The organism is Mesorhizobium sp. P2_D1 (assembly GCF_056404455.1).
Genome location: NZ_JBFUDZ010000013.1, coordinates 1 through 18,539, shown reverse-complemented (window position 1 = coordinate 18,539; position 18,539 = coordinate 1). Strand labels below are relative to the sequence as shown.

The following is an 18,539-nucleotide window of genomic DNA, read 5'->3' as shown; positions in this document are numbered from 1 at the left end:
GATGGCTTTTCTGGAAATTGATGGCCTGAGAAAGCGCTTCGGCCAGGTCGAAATCCTCAAGGGGATCGATGTCGAACTGGATAAGGGCGGCTTCCTGGTGCTGGTCGGCCCGTCCGGCTGCGGCAAGTCCACTTTGCTCAACACCATCGCCGGCCTGGAGACGATCACCTCGGGCGAAATCCGTGTCGAAGGCCGCGCAATCAACGATCTGCATCCGTCCAAGCGCGACATCGCCATGGTGTTCCAGAGCTATGCGCTCTATCCGAACATGACGGTGGCCGGGAACATCTCCTTCGGCATGGAGATGCGCGGCGTGCCGGCGGCCGAACGGCAGAAGGCGATCGACAAGGTGGCCAAGGTGCTGCAGATCGGCCACCTCCTGCAGCGCAAGCCAAGCCAGCTTTCCGGCGGCCAGCGCCAGCGCGTCGCCATGGGCCGGGCGCTGGTGCGCGACCCAAAACTGTTCCTGTTCGACGAGCCGTTGTCCAACCTCGACGCCAAGCTGCGTGTCGACATGCGCATCGAGATCAAGCGTTTGCATGCCACCACCGGCACCACCATCGTCTATGTCACCCACGACCAGATCGAGGCGATGACGCTGGCGACCAAGATCGCCGTCATGCGCGACGGCGAAGTACAGCAGTTCGGCACCCCGGCCGAGATCTACAACAACCCGACCAATCTCTTTGTCGCCGATTTCATGGGCTCGCCGGCGATGAACCTGATCCCGGCGACGATCGGCACCAACGGCAATGCGCTGTCCGTCGTGCTGCAGCGCGAGGCGCGCGAGCCGATCTCGCTGCCGATGGCCAATGCGCCGGCGGGCCTGTCGGCATTCCAGGGCAAGCCGATCATCTTCGGCGTCCGCCCCGAAGCCCTGACCGATCCGGAAGGCGCCGAGCGCAATGCCTCGAACATCGCCACTGCCGACTGCTTTATCGAGGTCGTCGAACCGGCAGGCTCCGACACCTTCGCCGTCACCAATCTCGGCGGCAAGGGCGTGGTGGCGCGGCTACGCGCCGACGCCAACATCCAGCCCGGCACCAACACCCCGCTCGCCTTCAACCTGACCAAGGCGGTGTTCTTCGATCCGGCGACCGAAAACCGCATTCTCTGACCGAGATGACAAATCCCGACATCGTCATAATCGGCTCCGGCATCGGCGGCGCCACGATCGCCTCCGGTCTGGCCGGCAGCGGCGCCTCGATCCTGATGCTGGAGCGCGGCGAACCGTTGACGGCAACGCCGCATGCGCGCGACACCCGTTCCATCTTCGTCGACGGCCACTATCGGCCAAAGGAGATGTGGCGCGAGGCCGGCGGTGCGGCCTTCAACCCCGGCAACTATTACTATGTCGGCGGCAATTCGAAATTCTACGGCGCGGTGCTGATCCGCTACCGCAGGGAAGATTTTGCGGCCATGGAGCATTTCGGCGGCGTCTCGCCGGCCTGGCCGTTTTCCTATGAAGAATTCGAACCCTGGTATTCGAAGGCTGAGCAATTGTTTCGCGTGCGCGGCTCGCTCGGCGAGGACCCGACCGAGCCGTTCCACTCGATCCCCTATGCCTTCAAGCCGGTGCCCGACGAGGCGCCGATCGCGCGCGCCCGCGCCGAGCTCCAGGGCCTCGGCCTGCATCCGGCCTCGCTGCCGCTCGGCGTCGACATCGACACCTGGCTGAAGGAGGGCAAGACCGGCTGGGACGCGTTTCCCAACACCGGCCAGGGCAAGGTCGACGCGCAAACGGGACCCCTGACGGCGGCGCTGACCGACCAGAACATCAAGCTCGAGACCGGCGCTTACGTCGAATATCTGGAAGCCTCGGCCGACGGCAAAACCATCGTCGCTGTTCACTACCGCCAGAATGGCGCGTTGAAAAAGCTGACGCCGAAGCTGGTCATCCTCTCCGCCGGTGCGGTCAATTCCGCCGTCATCCTGCTGCGTTCGCCGTCACCCGCCACCGGCAAGGGAGGTGGCAAGGGCCTCGCCAACCGCTCCGACCAGGTCGGCCGCAATTTCATGAACCACAATTCCAGCGCCATGCTGGCGATCGATCCGCGCCGCCGCAACGATGCCGTCTACCAGAAGACGCTGATGCTGAACGATTATTATCTGTCCGACGGCAAGGGCGGCAAGCCGCTCGGCAACGTCCAGCTTCTCGGCAAGATCGACGGCAACATCCTCAGCGCAAATGTGAAGTTCGCGCCGAAATTCGCACTCGATTTCATGGCCGGCCATGCCGTCGATTGGTACTTGATGTGCGAGGACCTGCCCGATCCCGAAAGCCGCATCATGGTCGACGGCAAGGACATTGTCATGCAATGGCGGCGCTCCAACATGCAGTCGCTCGACGGTTTGACCAAGGTGATGCGCGAAAACTTCCGCGCCTGCGGCTATCCGATCGTGCTGTCGCGCCCCTTTGACAAGCGCACGCCGTCGCACCAGTGCGGCACGGTGAAGATGGGCGACGATCCCGCCACAGCGCCGCTCGACCCGTTCTGCCGGTCCTTCGATCATCGGAATCTGTTCGTTGTCGATGGCGGCTTCCTGCCGAATTCGGCCGCCGTCAATCCGGCGCTGTCGATCGCCGCGCAAGCGCTGCGTGTCGCCGACCATATCCGCAAGAGCGAGCTTTCCCAATGACCCGCCCGGCGGCCATCGTCACCGGCGGCGCGCGCGGCATCGGCCTTGCCTGCGCCCAGGCGCTTGCCGATGCCGGCTTCGACATCCTCGTCGCCGACCTTGCCGAAAAACCCGCTGACGGGTTAGCCGAGGACATCATCACGCACGGCGCGCAGTTCGCCTATGTCAGCTGCGACATCGCCGATCTCGGCGGCCATGCGGCACTGGTCGATGCCACGATGCGCGCCTTCGGCCGCATCGACTGCCTGGTCAACAATGCCGGTGTCGGCGCCGTGGTGCGCGGCGACCTCCTGGAACTGAAGCCCGAGAATTTCGACAAGGCGCTCAACATCAATCTGCGCGGCACCGTGTTCCTCAGCCAGGCCGTCGCCAAGGCGATGCTGGCTGTCCCCGGAGATCACCCGAAATCGATTATCACCATCACCTCGGTCAGCGCCGAAATGGCGTCGCCGGAACGGCCGGACTACTGCATCTCGAAAGCCGGCCTGTCGATGTGGGTGAAAACCCTGGCGCTCAGGCTCGCCGCCGAAGACATCGCTGTGTTCGAGGTGCGGCCGGGCATCATCCGAACCGACATGACATCAGGCGTCACCGCCAAATACGGCGCCTTGATCGACGGTGGGCTGGTGCCGGCAAAGCGCTGGGGCGAAGCATCGGACATCGCTGCCGTGGTGGCGACGCTTGCCGGCGGCAAACTCGGCTTTTCGACCGGCTCGATCATCAATGTCGACGGCGCGCTCTCCGTGCCGCGGCTGTAAGGTGGATAGTGTCATGACCGACTACATCATCGTGGGCGCCGGCCCGGCCGGCTGCGTTCTGGCCAACCGGTTGAGCGAGGATCCGACGCATCAGGTGCTGCTGCTGGAAGCCGGCGGCAAGGACTGGCATCCTTATATCCATATGCCGGCGGGCTTTGCCAAGATGACCAATGGCATTGCCTCCTGGGGCTGGTCGACGGTGCCGCAGAAGCACATGAAGGACCGCGTCTTCTGGTACACGCAGGCCAAGGTGGTCGGTGGCGGGTCATCCATCAACGCCCAGATCTACACGCGCGGCAATGCCCGCGACTATGACGCCTGGGAGAAGGAAGAAGGTCTCGCCGGCTGGGGCTATCGCGATGTGCTGCCCTATTTCAAACGCGCCGAGAACAACCAGCGCTACGCTAACGACTTTCATGGCGACCAGGGCCCGCTCGGCGTGTCGAACCCGATTTCGCCACTGCCGATCTGCGAGGCCTATTTCCGCGCCGGCCAGGAGATGGGCATTCCCTTCAACCCGGATTTCAACGGCGCCAGCCAGGAGGGCGTCGGCTACTACCAATTGACCCAGAAGGATGCGAGGCGTTCCTCCGCTTCGGTCGCCTATTTGAAGCCGATCCGCGCTCGCAGGAACCTTACTGTCAGGACCGACGTGCTGGTGACGCGCATCGTCGTCGAGAGAGGCCGCGCCATCGGTGTCGAGATCGTCGACAGGCCGGGCGGCGAGAAGAAAATCCTGCGCGCCGACCGCGAGGTGATCGTCTCGTCCGGCGCCATCGGCTCGCCGAAGCTGTTGATGCAGTCGGGCATCGGCCCGGCCGACCATCTGAAATCGGTCGGCGTCACGCCGGTGCATGACCTGCCCGGCGTCGGCTCCAACATGCAGGACCATCTCGACCTGTTCGTCATCGCTGAATGCACCGGCGACCACACCTATGACAATTACGCCAAGCTGCACCGCACGGCCTGGGCCGGCCTGCAATATCTGCTGCTGAAGAAGGGACCGGTGGCCTCCAGCCTGTTCGAGACCGGCGGCTTCTGGTACGCCGACCCAACCGCCGCCTCGCCCGACATCCAGTTCCACCTCGGCTTGGGCTCCGGCATCGAAGCCGGCGTCGAGAAGCTGAATAACCCGGGCGTCACGCTGAATTCCGCCTTCCTGCGCCCGCGCTCGCGCGGCACGGTTCGGCTGAAGAGCGCCGACCCCGCCGACCATCCGCTGATCGACCCGAACTACTGGTCCGATCCCTATGATCGCGCCATGTCGATCAAGGGACTGCGGCTGGCGCGCGAGATCATGCGGCAGAAGGCGCTTGCGCCCTACGTGTTGCGCGAGGTGCTGCCCGGCCCGTCGCTCGCCAGCGACGACGAGCTGTTCGACTATGCCTGCCGCAGTTCCAAGACCGACCATCATCCGGTCGGCACCTGCCGCATGGGCCATGATGACATGGCCGTGGTGACGCCGGATCTGCGGCTGCGCGGCATCGAGGGCCTGCGGGTCTGCGACGCCTCGGTGATGCCGCGCGTGCCCTCCTCCAACACCAATGCGCCGACCATCATGGTCGGCGAAAAGGGTGCCGATCTGATCCTCGACCGCGAGCCGCTGCCGCCGGCCGTGTTTTCCGGAAACCGGGCGGCTTAGGAGCAAAAAATGATCAGGCACTGTGTCTTCGCCAAGTTTCGCAACGATGTTCCCGCCGCCGAGCGCATGGCAATCCATGCCGATCTCGAAGCGCTGCGACAGGTGTTGGAGGGCATGGAAGCGGTCCAATTCAGCGCCAATGTCAGCCCCGAGCCGTTCGGCCGCGGCTTCACCCATGGCTTTACCATCGATTTTCGCGATGCCGCCGCCCGCGACGCCTATCTGGTGCATGAGGCGCATCAGCGCGCCGGCGCCCGGCTGGTCGCCGCTCTCGAAGGCGGCACCGACGGATTGATGGTCTTCGATCTCGACCTTACGAAAAAGTGACCGCCGGATTTTCGAAAGCCGGCTGACGGCTGTTCTCTTTTGCCGACCGGGCGACATATCGTTGCCCGGGGACGGCAAAGGAGGAAGGTCTTGAACCTCAATTCCCAACAGAAAAAAACCGTCCTGGCTTCATTTCTGGGCTGGACGCTCGACGCTTTCGATTTCTTCCTCCTGACATTCCTGCTTACGGATATTGCGACTGAATTTCAGACCGACGTCCCGGCCGTCTCGAAGGCGTTGTTCCTGACTTTGGCGACTCGTTTCATCGGCGCCTTTTTCTTCGGCATGCTTGCCGACAAATACGGGCGAAAGCCCATCCTCATGCTCAACATCGTCAGCTATTCGGTGATTGGCGCGCTGGCCGCCTTCTCGCCCAATCTCGGCATCTTCCTGGCGCTGCGCGCCCTGTTCGGCATCGCCATGGGCGGCGAATGGGGACTTGGCAGTTCGCTCGCCATGGAGTCCATCCCGCCCAGCGCGCGCGGCATGGTCTCGGGCATCCTGCAATGCGGCTATCCGACGGGCTACCTCTTGGCGGCAGTGGTCTATGGCCTGCTCTACCAGCAGACGATCGGCGGCTACACGATCGGCTGGCGCGCCATGTTCCTGCTCAGCTTCGTGCCGGCACTGATCGTGCTGTTCATCCGCTCGCACGTGCCGGAATCGCCGGCCTTCGTCGACGCGCAGAAGACCGTCAGGCCGGGACTGTTGGAAACCCTTCAAAAGCACTGGGGCGTCGCGCTCTATGCAGTCGTGCTGATGATGTTCTTCAATTTCTTCAGCCACGGCACACAAGACCTCTACCCGACCTTCCTGAAGAAGCAGCATGGCTTCGATCCGCATACGGTGAGCTGGATCACCATCGTCGCCAACATCGGCGCCATCGTTGGCGGCCTGGCATTCGGCGCGCTGTCCGAGAAGATCGGCCGCGTCAACGCCATCACCCTGGCGTGCCTGATTGCTTTGCCGTCGATTCCACTGTGGGCCTACAGCACCACGCCCTTCATGCTCGCCATCGGCGCCTTCGTCATGCAGGTCGCTGTCCAGGGCGCCTGGGGCGTCATCCCGGTGCATCTCAACGAGCTTTCGCCGGGGTCCGTGCGTGCGACCTTGCCCGGCTTCATCTATCAGGCCGGCAATCTCGCGGCGTCCTATGGCGGCCCTTACCAGGCAGGCATCGCGGAAGCCCCTGGAGGCAGCTACGGATATGCGCTTGCGCTTTTTGCCGGCGTGGTTGCCGTCTGCATCATCGTCGTCATCCGCTTCAGTCCGGAGCGACGCGGCCAAGTGATGACCGTGCTGGGCTAACGGCGGCAGCTAGCCCAGTCGGAGCGCAACAACGCCGGCGACAATGCTGAGCGCGGCGGCGGCGCGCCAGCCCGTCATCTTCTCGCCGAGGGCGAAGACCGAGATCATCATGGCGAACAAGATCGAGGTCTCGCGCAGCGACGCCACCGATGCGATCGGCGCCTTGGTCATTGCCCACATCACGATCCAGTAGGCCGCACCGCTGAGTACGCCGGTGAACAGGCCCACCTTCCAGTCGCGCACCAGGACCGGCAGCGCTTTCGGCCCACGGAAGATAAGGCACAGCACCAGCGCTCCGAGGGCATCGCAGATGAACAGCCAGGCGGCGTAGCTTTGCGCCGTGGCGGCCAGCCGCGCGCCGCTGCCGTCGGACAGCGTGTAGCTGGCGATGAAGACCGAGGTGCCCAGCGCAAAGCCGACCGCGCGCAGGTTCAGCTTTTCCAGATGCGCTCCGCCGCGAAACGACATCACCAGCGTGCCGGTCGACAGCAGAAAAATACCCAGAATGGCAAGCGGCGCCGGCACCTCGGCGACCACGAACATACCGCCAAGCGCCGCCAGCAAAGGTGCCGTGCCACGCGCCAGTGGATAGGTCTGGGCGAAATCGCCCGCCTGGTAGGCGCCGATCAGGAAGGTCCGGTAGCCCATGTGGAAGATCACCGAGGCGATGATGTAAGGCCACACCTGCGCCTTCGGCACTTCGACGAAAGGCAGCACGACAAGGGCGGCAGCGCCCATTCCCAGCGTCATCAGCGTGATCGACAGGAAGCGGTCGAGATGGACCTTGACCAGCGCGTTCCAGATCGCGTGCATGGCGGCGGCGGCAAGCACCGCGAAGAAGACGAAGGGCGTCATTGCCGGCTCATCCGCCGCGCTGCACGGCGAGCGGCGTTTCGAGGTCGATGTCGATCCGCAGCGGGAAATGGTCCGATGCGACCTCGCCGACATCGGCGCCGACCGAGCGGACGCGCCCGGCAAACATGCCGCCGACAAAGCAATGGTCAAGCCGGCGTTTGGCCAGTTTGCCGTCGATGGTCTTCACATGGGTGTGGAAATCCACGGTCGGCTGGCTGGCAACGGCGGCGGCATCGACGAAGCCATCGAGGTAGGCGGCGCCGCGATGATAGGGCGTGCTGCCGACGATGCGGCCATATTCGGCGCTGCCCGGCTCCATGTTGAAATCGCCCATCCAGATCGCTTCCAATGGATTTTCCGGCTCCGGCTCGCCATTGCTCCAGTTGCGCGCCGGCTCGTCATCGACGCCGCTCCACGGTCCGCCCTCGCGGGTCGGACGGCGATGTTCGCGCAAGAGGTAATCGATCTGCTCCAGCCGCTCCTCCGCCGCGATATGGGCGAGATGCAACGAAAACACCCGAACCGGCCCGGCCGGCGTTCGGATCATGCATTCAAGCGCCGCGTTGCGCGTGTTGAGCGGCCGCAGTGTGCGGCGCATCGGCAGCGCATGCAGCCGCGACCAGACTATCGGCAGCTTCGACAGCACCATCGTACCGAACTGCCGGCGTCGGTTGATCAGACGGCCGTCGCGCTGCTCGCTGGCGTCCATGTCGAAGGCCGGACCATAGACCCAGTGATAGTCCGGCAGCAGGCTGGAAATAAGCTCCGGCTGGTCGTCGTAGTTGCTGCGCTGCCAGTGCCGCTCGACTTCCTGCAGCGCGATGATGTCGGCGCCGGCGACGATGCGCGCGGCGCGCGAAAGATCGTAGCGGCCGTCGCTGCCGAACCCGTACTGGATGTTGTAGCTGACCAGCTTCATTGCTTATCCGGCTCATTTTCGATGATGGCAGTAGCGGTTCGGCAGATTGGTTGCAATGTGCAGGGAAATGGCAGCGGCTTGGGCCAGATATCTCACGTCGTCAGCGGCTGGAAACTTCCAGCTGGCGATGCCGCCAGTTCCGACCAGTCGATTTCCTCTTCAAGCCGGTGATAGGCCTCGTCACCGATTGTGCCGTTGCGGCGCAGTTCCTCGAGCGTGTCGCGCTGGCGGTTGATGGCATAGAGGCGCAGCCGGTCATATTCGGTTGCCGCCTGTGCGTCCTCCGGGTTTTGAGCGATCAGGCGCTGCGCCTCATACTGCTCGCGCACAACAGCAGCAGCGGCCGACGTCTTGCGGCTCAACACGTCAAGGGCGGCCTGCATGATGGCCACCCTCGCCTGCGCCACCTCGTTGTCGACCGTTCTGTCCGGGTCGAAGTTGAGTATCCGCAGCAGCGGCTTCAGGGTCATGCCTTGCAGCACCAGCGTGCCGAGAACGACCGCGAAGGCGGCAAGCACGATCGGATCGCGGCCGGGAAAACCCGCCGGCAGCGCAATGGCCACCACCAGCGTCACCAGGCCCCGCATGCCACACCAACCGACGAGCACCGCGCCGCCAAACGTCGGCACATCTCGCCTTTGGCCTTCGCTTCCGAAGCGGGCCAACCATCGGATGATCGCAACGTAACTCCCCACCCAGACGAGGCGTGCCACGATGACGACGGCCAGCACCGTTGCAGCGAAGAGAAAGGCTTCGCCTTGCCCTTCGCCGGAGAGGCGGCCGACGATCGATCGTGCCTGCAGGCCCATCAGCACGAAGGCCAGCACGTTGAGCACGAAGACCGCCGACTCCCACACCGAATAGGTGCTGACGCGCCGCCTGGCCGACATGCGGCGCGGCGCCATCCGCGCAATGGTCATGGCGTAGACGACGATGGTGATGATGGCGGACAGGCCCAGCCTGTCGGCCAGGATCCAGACTCCGAATGTCCCGGCGAATTGGACCACTGTGCTGCTTGCCGCATCCTCGATCCGGCTGAGCGTCAGCAGCGAAAAGCGGCMTAGCAGATAACCCGCGGCGAGGCTGCCGATCGTCGACAGCAGGATCGTCGGAATGGCGTTGCTCAGCATGATCGAGCCGAGCGCTGCAGAAACCGCCAGGCGGTAGATCAGGAGTGCGGTGGCATCGTTGAGCAGGCTCTCGCCCTGCAGGATGGCGGTGATGCGGTGCGGCACCTTGAACTGCCCGAGTACGGCGCTCGCCGCGACCGCATCGGGCGGCGCGACGATGGCGCCGAGCGCGATTGCCGCCGCGATCGGCAGCCCGGCCATCTTCCAGCCGACGAAAGCAACGACCGCCGCGGTGAAGACGACGGCGCCGAGCGCCAGCAGCGCGAGCGGCAGCCGGTAGCGATTGAGATCCCGCAACGATGTGTCGTAGGCGGCATCCAGCAGCACCGGCGCGATGAACAGGGCAAGAGCCAGTTCCGGATCGATCTCGATCATTGGAGCACCAGGCACGAAAGCAATCCCAACCCCGGCCAAGGCCAGCAGGGACGGATAGGGAATCTCCAGCCGTCGCGACAGCGCCGTCAGCGCAACGGCAGTCAAAAGCAGGACAAGCGTCAGTTCGAAAAGAGCCATGGCCTGTTACCCCCGTGATGCTGCATTGTTGGCAGTGGCAAGCCAGCAAGATGCTGTTGATTGACCATTGCGCACAAGCCCCGTGGCAGTATGTCCAGCAGTCACTTGCAGCGTAAGGCACCGACCATGATCCTCATCGGCCAATTTGACTCCCCCTTCGTTCGCCGCGTCGGCATTACGATGACCTTGTACGGCATCGCCTACGAGCACCGTCCATGGTCGGCCTTCGGCGATGCCGACAAGATCCGGCCCTACAACCCGCTGACCCGGGTGCCGACCCTGGTGCTGGACAATGGCGAGGTGCTGATCGAAAGCCATTTGATGCTCGACTATCTCGACAGCCTCGTTCCGGCCGAGCGGAGGATGTTTCCGGCGACCGAACCGGCGCGTCACCAGGCGCTGCGGATAACAGCCCTGGCAACCGGCCTCGGCGACAAGGCGGTCAGCCTGTTCTATGAGACGCGGCTGCATGAGAAAGTTTCCGACCTTTGGGCCGGGCGCTGCCGCACACAGATCGAGGCTGTCCTTGCAGTCCTGGAAGCCGATCGTCAGGGAAGGTCGACACCTTACTGGTTCGGCGACCGCATCGGCCATGCCGACATCGCGGTCACCGCCGTGCTCCGCTTCATCGGCGAGGCGCATCCCGGGCTTGTGTTGCTGGCCGACTTCCCGGCGCTGGACGCACATGCCGCAAAATGGAAGCGCTGCCGGTCTTTCAGACAGTCATGCAGCCAATCAGAGCGCCGGCCTGAGGGGGCTTGGTTCTTCCTCTGCCCCGTCTGCTCTACCGCCTAGTGCAGCACCAGCATATCGCTCGACGAGAACGAAATCTCGGCCTTTTCGCCGACAGCGGGCGGTGGTGTGGCCGGGCTGTTGAACGTATCGAGCGACACGGTGTTGCCGCCGATGCCGACGCGAACCCGGATCACCGAGCCGAGGAAATGCACTTCGGAGATCTCGCCGGAAAGGCTGGAGTCCCGACCGGGCTGAAGGCCCAGCGAAATCGCTTCCGGACGCAGGGCAAGCGACAGGGTGTCGCCGGACTTCGAGCCGTTGAGCTTACCCTTGAGCGAGACTTCCTGCGTGTTGACCTGCACCTTGCCGGATGCAGCGTCGGTGACTGTGCCTTCGAGCACGTTCAGCGTACCGACGAAATTGGCGACGAACTTGGTTGCCGGACGGTTGTAGATCTCGAACGGCGTGCCGACCTGTTCAGCCTTGCCGCCATACATGACGGCGATGCGGTCCGAGATCGACAGCGCCTCTTCCTGATCATGCGTGACGAAAATCGTGGTGATGCCGAGCTTCTTCTGGATGGAGCGGATTTCCTCGCGCAGCGACACGCGCACCTTGGCGTCGAGCGCCGAAAGTGGTTCGTCGAGCAGGAGCAGCTTCGGCTTCGGCGCGATGGCGCGGGCTAGCGCTATGCGCTGCTGCTGGCCGCCCGAGAGCTGATAGGGATAGCGGTCCGCCATCTGCGGCAGTTTGATGATGCCGAGCATCTCGGCGACACGGGCATCGATGTCCGCCCTAGGCATGCCGGCAACCTTCAGGCCGAAGCCTATGTTCTGTGCCACCGTCAGGTTCGGGAACAGCGCATAGGCCTGGAACACCATGCCGACATTGCGCTGGTTGGGCTTCAGCCTCGTGATGTCCTTGCCACCAACCACGATCTTGCCGGCAGTCGGCTCCTCAAAGCCGGCGACCATGCGCAGCACGGTGGTCTTGCCGCAGCCGGACGGGCCGAGGAACGAGACGAATTCGCCACGCTCGACGTCGAGATTGAAATCCTCCACCACCGTGGTGGCACCGAAGGATTTTCGCACGTGCTGGATGGAGAGGAACGGGTCGGCCATGGTGTTGCTCTTTCGATCAGTACTTTTCGATCAATTGGGGCGGTTCGCCGATCTCGGCGCGAAACGGGACAGGATCTGGATCAGCGACATGCAGCCCCAGGTGATGGCAAAGGCGATGATGGCAAGGGCCGCCGGCTCATAGGCGCGGTTGGCGCCGATGTTCTGTAGATACGGGCCGAAAGCGGGCCGGTTGAGCAGGCTGGCCATGGTGAACTCGCCAATGACGATCGCGAAGGTCAGGAACGCGCCCGACAGCACCGCGATCAGCACATTGGGCAGGATAACGCGCGTGATGATCGTCGACCAGCCGGCGCCAAGGATCTGCGCCGCCTCCGTCAGCGTTCGCACATCGATGGTTCTGAGCCCGGTGTCGACCGCACGGTACATATAGGGCAGCGACAGCGTGGCATAACCGATAACCAGCAGGGCGTTCGTACCGGTATCGCTGGCCAGGAACGGCAGCGGCGAGTTCGATCCGTACATCCTGATATAGCCGAACACGATGACGATGGCCGGAATGACCAGCGGCAACAGCGTGATGAACTCGACGAGCGGCCGCAGCTGCGGCAGGCGGAGCCGAATCCAGTAGGCGGCCGGCACCACGATCAGCACGCCGAGGATGATGGTGAAGACGGCGGCAAGCACCGAATAGCCGAAGGTCGCCTGGAAGCGAGGATCGCCCAACACCACCTTGTAGGCGTCAAAGGAGTACGCGCCACGCCGCATGCGCATGGAAAACTCCACCGTCGCGATCAGCGGGATGAAGAAATAGGCTGCGCCCAGCGCGAAGACGACCCAGGCCCAGAACTTTCCCGACTTCATTTGAGCCACCTCTCGGAACGGGTCCGGAACCAGATATAGAAGACATTGGCTAGGCCGGTGATGAAGATCATGCCGAAAGCGATCGCGTAGCCAAGATGGGCATTATGCAGCACGTCGCCGCGAATCTGCGCGTAGAGCAGGATCGGCACGATGTTGAGCGACGAGCCTGTCAGCGCATAGGCGGTGGCGATAGCGCCGAAGGCGTTGGCGAACAGCAGGATGACGGTGCCAAGGAAACTTGGCCAGATCACCGGAATGACCACCATGCGCCAGTACTGCGCCATGGTTGCACCGAGGGTCGCGGCGGCCTCGCCCCATTCCTTCTTCAAGCCGTCGATGGCCGGCACGATGATCACCACCATCAGCGGGATCTGGAAGTAGACATAGGTCAGCGTCAGCCCCCAGAACGACAGGATGTTGAAGCCGTGAGCGTAAATATTGAGGCCAAACAAGGTGTTCAGGATCACCGTGGCAAGGCCCAGCCGGCCGAGTGTGGCGATAAAGGCGAAGGCCAGCGGCACACCGGCGAAATTGGAAGCGACCCCGGAGAAGGTCAACGTCGCGGAGCGTATCCATTCCGGCAGACCGCCGCGCACGATGGCGATGGCGATGGCGAGACCGGCGAAGGCACCAATCAACGATGAGGCAAGGCTGACCTTGATCGAGATCCAGTAGGCGGCAACGATCGACGGCTGCGCCAGTGCTGCGATATTTTCGAAGGTGAACTCACCCGCATCGTTCTGGAAAGCGCCCAGCATCAGATAGAGCGTGGGCAGGATCAGGAACATGATGGCGAAGATGAAGAAGGGGGCAACGCCGAGCCATTGCGTCGGCAGCCTCATGCTGCGTGCCTCGGCGGGAGGCGCGGTCTTCCCGGCAACAGCGTGGTCTGACATTGGGATATCGGTCATGCGCCGGCTACCGTCTTTGAGAAAAGGGCCGGGCGGCCTCGAGGCCGCCCGGCATGGTGTGAGTTACTTGACGTTGGCGCCGACGACGGCATCCCAGTTCTTGGTGATGGCTTCCTTGGACTTGGCCTGCTCGTCCAGCGTCGGGAACACCGCCGCGGCGTAGGATTCGGCCGGCGGCAGCTTGGCCAGCACGTCCGCGGGGATCTTGCCATTCTTGGCGAGATCATTGAAGCGGATCGGGTGGCAATAGCCCTTGAGCCAGCCGATCTGGCCTTCGTCGGAGTAGAGGTATTCCAGCCACAGCTTGGCAGCGTTCGGATGCGGCGCGTAGGCGCTGATCGCCTGCACGTAGACACCGGCGACGACACCGGTCTTCGGCACGACGACGTCGACGGGCGGATTGCCCTTCAGCGTGTCACGGCCGGCGAGCGCGTTGTAGTCCCAGGTGATCAGGATCGGAGTCTGGCCCTGGGCCAGCGTCGCGGCTTTACCGATGACCGGGACGAAATTGCCGGCGGCGTTGAGCTTCTTGAAGAAGTCGAGACCAGCGGTGCCGGCGGCTTCACCAGCAGCGGCGCCCGACGACAGGCCAGCAGCATAGACGCCCTGGATGGCCTGGTTCGACGCGCGCGGATCGCCGGCGAGTGCGACCGTGTTGGCGAATTCCGGCTTCAGCAGATCGGCCCAGTCAGCCGGAGCTTCCTTGACGATGTCCTTGTTCACCTGGAAGGACAGCACGCCGTAATAGTCGCCGGTCCAGTAGCCTTCAGCATCCTTGGCGCTGTCGGGGATCGAGTCCCAGGTCGACACCTTGTAAGGCTGGATCAGACCATCCTTCTTGGCGGACGGGCCGAAGGACAGGCCGACGTCGATGACGTCAGGCGCCTGCGGACCCTTGTTGTCCTTGTTCGCCTTGATTGCCTCGACCTCGTCGCCGGAGCCGGCATCGGGGTTGAGCTCGTTGACAGTGATTTCGGGATACTTCGCCTTGAAGCCGGCGATGACGTCACCGTAGCCGCACCAGTCATGTGGCAAGGCGATGGTGGTGAGCTGGCCTTCAGCCTTAGCGGCCTTGACGAGATCGTCCAGCGAAGCTGCGGACGAAATCACCGACGACGCCATAAGGGTCGCGGCCGTAAGGGAAAGCACTTTCCCCGTGAATTTGAACATGTGTTCTCTCCGTTGAACTGACGCCGTTGGACGCCTGCGATCCGGTATCGTTTTCATGTGACAGCCAGATGAAAGCTTTGTGAAACCGGCTGCTCGCAGCGCGAAAATTTAACTCTTTTTAACCGGCTGTAGCAATTAGCCATCACTTATTTTTCCGGCTAATTACTTTCCGCCATGTGTTTCATCCTTTCCCCCTTGGTTTGCCCTGATTTTCCAGATCAATTTTCAACAAGAAAGCCGTCTTACACCGTGCCGGCGATAGCGTTTTCAAGCAAGGTCAGGGCCGCCTTCTTGGTCAGCTTGACCGGGTTGCCGCCTGCGGTCGGATCGACCACCGCCATGTCGGCGATGAGCCCCTTGCGCTTCTTGTCCATGTCGAGCCCCTTGATCAGGCCCGGAAGCGCATGCGGCACCTTGAGTTCCTTGCGCAGTTTGATGATCGCCTTGGCGAAGCCGTCGAAGCCGCCCTTGATGCCGCAATAGGCGGCAAGCCGGCCGATGCGCTCCTCGATGGAGTCCCTGTTGAAGGCCAGCACATAGGGCATGAACACCGCATTGGTCATGCCGTGATGAGTGTCGTAGAGCGCGCCGACCGGATGCGACAGCGAGTGGATGGCGCCCAGCCCCTTCTGGAAGGCGGTGGCGCCCATCGCGGCGGCGCTCATCATATGGGCGCGCGCGACGAGATCCTTGCCGTTGGCATAGGCCTTCGGCAGGTTCTCGAAGACCAGCCGGACACCTTCGACGGCGATGCCGTCGGCCATCGGATGGTAACCCGGCGCGCAATAGGCCTCGAGGCAGTGGGCAAGCGCATCCATGCCGGTGCCGGCGGTGATGAAGCCAGGCATGCCGACCGACAATTCCGGATCGGCAATGACGATGGCTGGCAGCAATTTGGGATGGAAGATGACCTTCTTGGTGTGCGTCGCTTCATTGGTGATGACGCCGGCGCGTCCGACTTCCGATCCGGTGCCGGCCGTGGTCGGCACCGCGATGATCGGCGCGATCGCGTCGGAATTGGCGCGCGTCCACCAGTCGTCGACATCCTCGAAGTCCCACACCGGACGCGTCTGGCCAGCCTGGAAGGCGATCAGCTTGCCGAGATCGAGCGCCGAGCCGCCGCCGAAGGCGATGACGCCGTCATGCTTGCCTTTCTTGAACACCGCGATACCCGCGGTCAGATTGGACTCGACCGGGTTCGGCCTCACTTCGGAGAAGACGCCGTAGGGGACCTTGGCATCGTCGAGGATCTTCAGGGTCGAGGCAACGACCGGCAGTTTCGCCAGCCCGGGATCGGTGACGAACAACGGCCGCTTGATGCCGGTGGCCGCCAACACCTCAGGCAGTTCCTTGATGCGTCCGGCGCCGAAGCGAACGGTGGTGGGATAGTTCCATTTGGAGATGAGCTTGGACATTTTTTGTCTTTCGAAAAATCAGATGGCTTCGCGCAGGTGGAACGACTTCGGCCTGGTCAGGTTGTCGTAGCCAATGGCCGACAGGGCAGCACCCTTGCCGGTGTCCTTGACGCCGGTCCAGACCAGGGCCGGATCGAGGTAGTCGCAGCGGTTCATGAACACCGTGCCGGTCTCGACGCGGTTGCCGATCGCCACGGCATGCTCTGTATCGCGGGTCCAGATCGAAGCGGTCAGCCCATAGGGACTGTCGTTCATCAGCGCGATCGCCTCTTCATCGTTGCGCACCTTCATGATGCCGACGATCGGCCCAAAGCTCTCCTCGCGCATGACGCTCATCTGATGGTCGACTTGCGTCAGCACTTCCGGCGCCAGATAGGGCGAGCCGGCCTTGTCGTTGGCCACCCTCATGTTGATGTGCGCCACCGCGCCCTTGCGCAGCGCCTCGGCCTTCTGCTCGCGGATCAGGTCGGCGAAACGCGCCTGCGCCATCGGGCCCATCGTCGTTGCCTGGTCGAGCGGATTGCCGACGACATAGTTCTTGGTCTCGGCGATGAAGCCCTCGACGAACTCGTCATAGACCTTTTCGTGCACATAGACGCGCTCGATACCGCAGCAGCACTGGCCGGAATTGTAGAAGGCGCCGTCGACCAGATTGGCGACCGCATGATCCATCTTGGCATCAGGCAACACATAGGCCGGATCCTTGCCGCCAAGCTCGAGGCCGAGCGTCATGAAGGTGCCCGCCGCCGCCTTTTCAATGGCGCGGCCACCGCCGACCGAACCGGTGAAGTTGACGTGGTCGATCTTGCCCGAACCGAGCAGCTTCTCGGTCTGCGCATGGTTGAGCACGACATTCTGGAACACGCCCTTGGGCAGGCCGACCCTGTCGAAAGCCTGTTGGAAACGCTCGCCGACCAGCAGCGTCTGCGCCGCATGCTTGAGGATGACGGCGTTGCCGGCCATCAGCGCCGGCACGATGGTGTTGACCGCGGTAAGGTAAGGATAGTTCCACGGCGCGATCACCATGACCACGCCAAGCGGGTCCTTTTTCACATAGCGACGGAAGCCGTCCTTCGGGTTGGAAGCCGGCACCGCCTTGAGCGCCGCCTCGGCGATCTCGACCATATAGTTGGTGCGTTCCTTGACGCCACCGAACTCGCCGCCATAGCGCACCGGGCGCCCCATCTGCCAGGCGATCTCCGGCACGATCTCGTCGGTCATCGCGACCAGCGATTCCAGCATCGCCAGCATGTACTTGCCGCGCTCGACGATCGGCGTCTCGGCCCATTTCTCCTGCGCTGCCTTGGCGCGCTCGACCGCGGCATTGATCGCCTGGTCCGTTGCCACGGGCCGCTCGGCATAGATCGAGCCATCAATGGGGGATTTGAGTTTGACCGTCTCGGTCATTTTGTTAGTCCTCGCATTCTACAACAAAATCTTATGGCTTGGCGCCGCCCCTCATCCGCCCGCCCTGCACCTTCGCCTCGTATGGTCACGGGGAGAAGGGAAGTGCTCCGGCGCGGGCGTCCCCTGCCCGTGTTTCACGGGAGGGGTACGGAGAGAGGCGGCGCCTACGTTCGCGAACTAGTTTAATACCGCTCGAACCCTCTGTGCAGTTCCCAATCAGTTATGCGGCGGTCGTATTCAAACTGCTCCCACTTTGCGGTGTGGACATAGTGTTCGAGCACATCCTCGCCGAGCGCCTGCTTGAGCATCTTCGACTTCGCCAGCGTCTCGGTGGCGTCGCGCAGCGTCTTCGGGATCTCCGGCAAACGCGACGCTTGATAGGCATCGCCGACGAATGGCTTCTGCAGTTCCAGCTTCTCGTCGATGCCGGCAAGGCCGGCGGCGATCAGCGCCGCAAAGGCGAGATAGGGGTTGAGGTCTGCGCCGCCGATGCGGCATTCCATGCGGATGCCCTTGGTGCCTTCACCGCATAGGCGGAAGCCGGCGGTGCGGTTGTCCTCGCTCCACATGATCTTGGTCGGCGCGAAGGTGCCGACCTGGAAGCGCTTGTAGGAGTTGATGTAGGGCGCCAGGAACCAGGTGAATTCCTTGGCGTATTTCAGCTGTCCAGCCGCCCATTGCTGGCCAAGCGCCGACAGCGTCCAGTCGGCCTTCTTGTCGAAGAACAGCGGCGTCTTGCCGTCGGCGCTCCACAGCGAATTGTGGATATGGCTGGAATTGCCGGCCAGCCCGTAATTGTACTTGGACATGAAGGAAATCGCCTTGCCTTCGGACTCGGCAATCTCCTTGGCACCGTTCTTCAGGAT

At 63.2% G+C, this 18,539-nt stretch carries 16 protein-coding genes and 1 pseudogene; 7 read left to right on the top strand and 10 right to left on the bottom strand.

Features of this window, described 5'->3' with window-relative positions:
- Position 1 precedes the first annotated feature (1 nt).
- From AC1D0I_RS12100 to AC1D0I_RS12075, 6 genes are all read left to right on the top strand, one after another.
- Entirely contained in the window at positions 2 to 1,117 is a 1,116-nt protein-coding gene (locus AC1D0I_RS12100) for an ABC transporter ATP-binding protein (RefSeq protein ID WP_457154399.1), read from the top strand.
- A 5-nt stretch (positions 1,118 to 1,122) separates the two neighbouring features.
- On the top strand, positions 1,123 to 2,640 hold the full coding sequence (locus tag AC1D0I_RS12095) for a GMC oxidoreductase (protein WP_477395301.1): 1,518 nt from the start codon (positions 1,123 to 1,125) through the stop codon (positions 2,638 to 2,640).
- Positions 2,637 to 3,398, top strand: coding sequence for a 3-ketoacyl-ACP reductase (locus AC1D0I_RS12090; RefSeq protein ID WP_477395299.1), 762 nt, complete (start codon positions 2,637 to 2,639; stop codon positions 3,396 to 3,398). The genes AC1D0I_RS12095 and AC1D0I_RS12090 overlap by 4 nt, the downstream gene beginning before the upstream one ends.
- 13 nt (positions 3,399 to 3,411) lie before the next feature.
- Positions 3,412 to 5,040 (top strand): GMC family oxidoreductase, encoded by a 1,629-nt coding sequence (locus AC1D0I_RS12085; RefSeq protein ID WP_477395297.1) that lies wholly within the window; start codon positions 3,412 to 3,414, stop codon positions 5,038 to 5,040.
- 9 nt (positions 5,041 to 5,049) lie between these two features.
- Positions 5,050 to 5,367 (top strand): Dabb family protein, encoded by a 318-nt coding sequence (locus AC1D0I_RS12080; protein ID WP_477395295.1) that lies wholly within the window; start codon positions 5,050 to 5,052, stop codon positions 5,365 to 5,367.
- Between the two features lie 90 nt (positions 5,368 to 5,457).
- Complete coding sequence (locus AC1D0I_RS12075) at positions 5,458 to 6,675, top strand: MFS transporter (protein WP_477395293.1); 1,218 nt, start codon at positions 5,458 to 5,460, stop codon at positions 6,673 to 6,675.
- Between the two features lie 9 nt (positions 6,676 to 6,684).
- On the opposite strand, the gene AC1D0I_RS12070 is transcribed toward AC1D0I_RS12075, so the two are convergent.
- The 3 genes from AC1D0I_RS12070 to AC1D0I_RS12060 all read right to left on the bottom strand — a co-directional run bounded on the left by AC1D0I_RS12070 (position 6,685) and on the right by AC1D0I_RS12060 (position 10,092).
- Entirely contained in the window at positions 6,685 to 7,530 is an 846-nt protein-coding gene (locus tag AC1D0I_RS12070) for an EamA family transporter (protein WP_477395291.1), read from the bottom strand.
- Positions 7,531 to 7,537: 7 nt separating this feature from the next.
- Positions 7,538 to 8,449: an endonuclease/exonuclease/phosphatase family protein gene (locus AC1D0I_RS12065; protein WP_477395289.1), complete on the bottom strand. Its 912-nt coding sequence runs from the start codon at positions 8,447 to 8,449 to the stop codon at positions 7,538 to 7,540.
- 92 nt (positions 8,450 to 8,541) lie between these two features.
- The gene (locus tag AC1D0I_RS12060; protein ID WP_477395287.1) at positions 8,542 to 10,092 is read right to left on the bottom strand and encodes a cation:proton antiporter; all 1,551 of its coding nucleotides are present in this window, start codon (positions 10,090 to 10,092) and stop codon (positions 8,542 to 8,544) included.
- A 126-nt stretch (positions 10,093 to 10,218) separates the two neighbouring features.
- Here AC1D0I_RS12060 and AC1D0I_RS12055 point away from each other — a divergent pair.
- Positions 10,219 to 10,844 (top strand): annotated as a pseudogene (locus tag AC1D0I_RS12055) (glutathione S-transferase family protein).
- Between the two features lie 39 nt (positions 10,845 to 10,883).
- Here the strand turns inward: AC1D0I_RS12055 and AC1D0I_RS12050 are convergent.
- The 7 genes from AC1D0I_RS12050 to AC1D0I_RS12020 all read right to left on the bottom strand — a co-directional run.
- Positions 10,884 to 11,948: an ABC transporter ATP-binding protein gene (locus AC1D0I_RS12050; protein ID WP_477395285.1), complete on the bottom strand. Its 1,065-nt coding sequence runs from the start codon at positions 11,946 to 11,948 to the stop codon at positions 10,884 to 10,886.
- Positions 11,949 to 11,978: 30 nt separating this feature from the next.
- Positions 11,979 to 12,770, bottom strand: a complete 792-nt coding sequence (locus AC1D0I_RS12045) for an ABC transporter permease (protein ID WP_184876711.1) — start codon at positions 12,768 to 12,770, stop codon at positions 11,979 to 11,981.
- Positions 12,767 to 13,681 (bottom strand): ABC transporter permease, encoded by a 915-nt coding sequence (locus AC1D0I_RS12040; RefSeq protein ID WP_457152572.1) that lies wholly within the window; start codon positions 13,679 to 13,681, stop codon positions 12,767 to 12,769. Before AC1D0I_RS12040 ends, AC1D0I_RS12045 begins: the two co-directional genes overlap by 4 nt.
- Positions 13,682 to 13,744: 63 nt before the next feature.
- Positions 13,745 to 14,851 carry an ABC transporter substrate-binding protein gene (locus AC1D0I_RS12035; RefSeq protein WP_477227980.1) on the bottom strand — a complete coding sequence of 369 codons (1,107 nt, stop codon included), beginning with the start codon at positions 14,849 to 14,851 and terminating at the stop codon, positions 13,745 to 13,747.
- Positions 14,852 to 15,093: 242 nt separating this feature from the next.
- The gene (locus tag AC1D0I_RS12030; RefSeq protein ID WP_477395283.1) at positions 15,094 to 16,266 is read right to left on the bottom strand and encodes an iron-containing alcohol dehydrogenase; all 1,173 of its coding nucleotides are present in this window, start codon (positions 16,264 to 16,266) and stop codon (positions 15,094 to 15,096) included.
- 18 nt (positions 16,267 to 16,284) lie between these two features.
- Complete coding sequence (locus AC1D0I_RS12025; RefSeq protein WP_477395281.1) at positions 16,285 to 17,673, bottom strand: aldehyde dehydrogenase family protein; 1,389 nt, start codon at positions 17,671 to 17,673, stop codon at positions 16,285 to 16,287.
- Between the two features lie 182 nt (positions 17,674 to 17,855).
- Positions 17,856 to 18,539: type I glutamate--ammonia ligase (locus AC1D0I_RS12020; RefSeq protein WP_477395279.1), on the bottom strand; the 684-nt coding region annotated here is incomplete at its 5' end.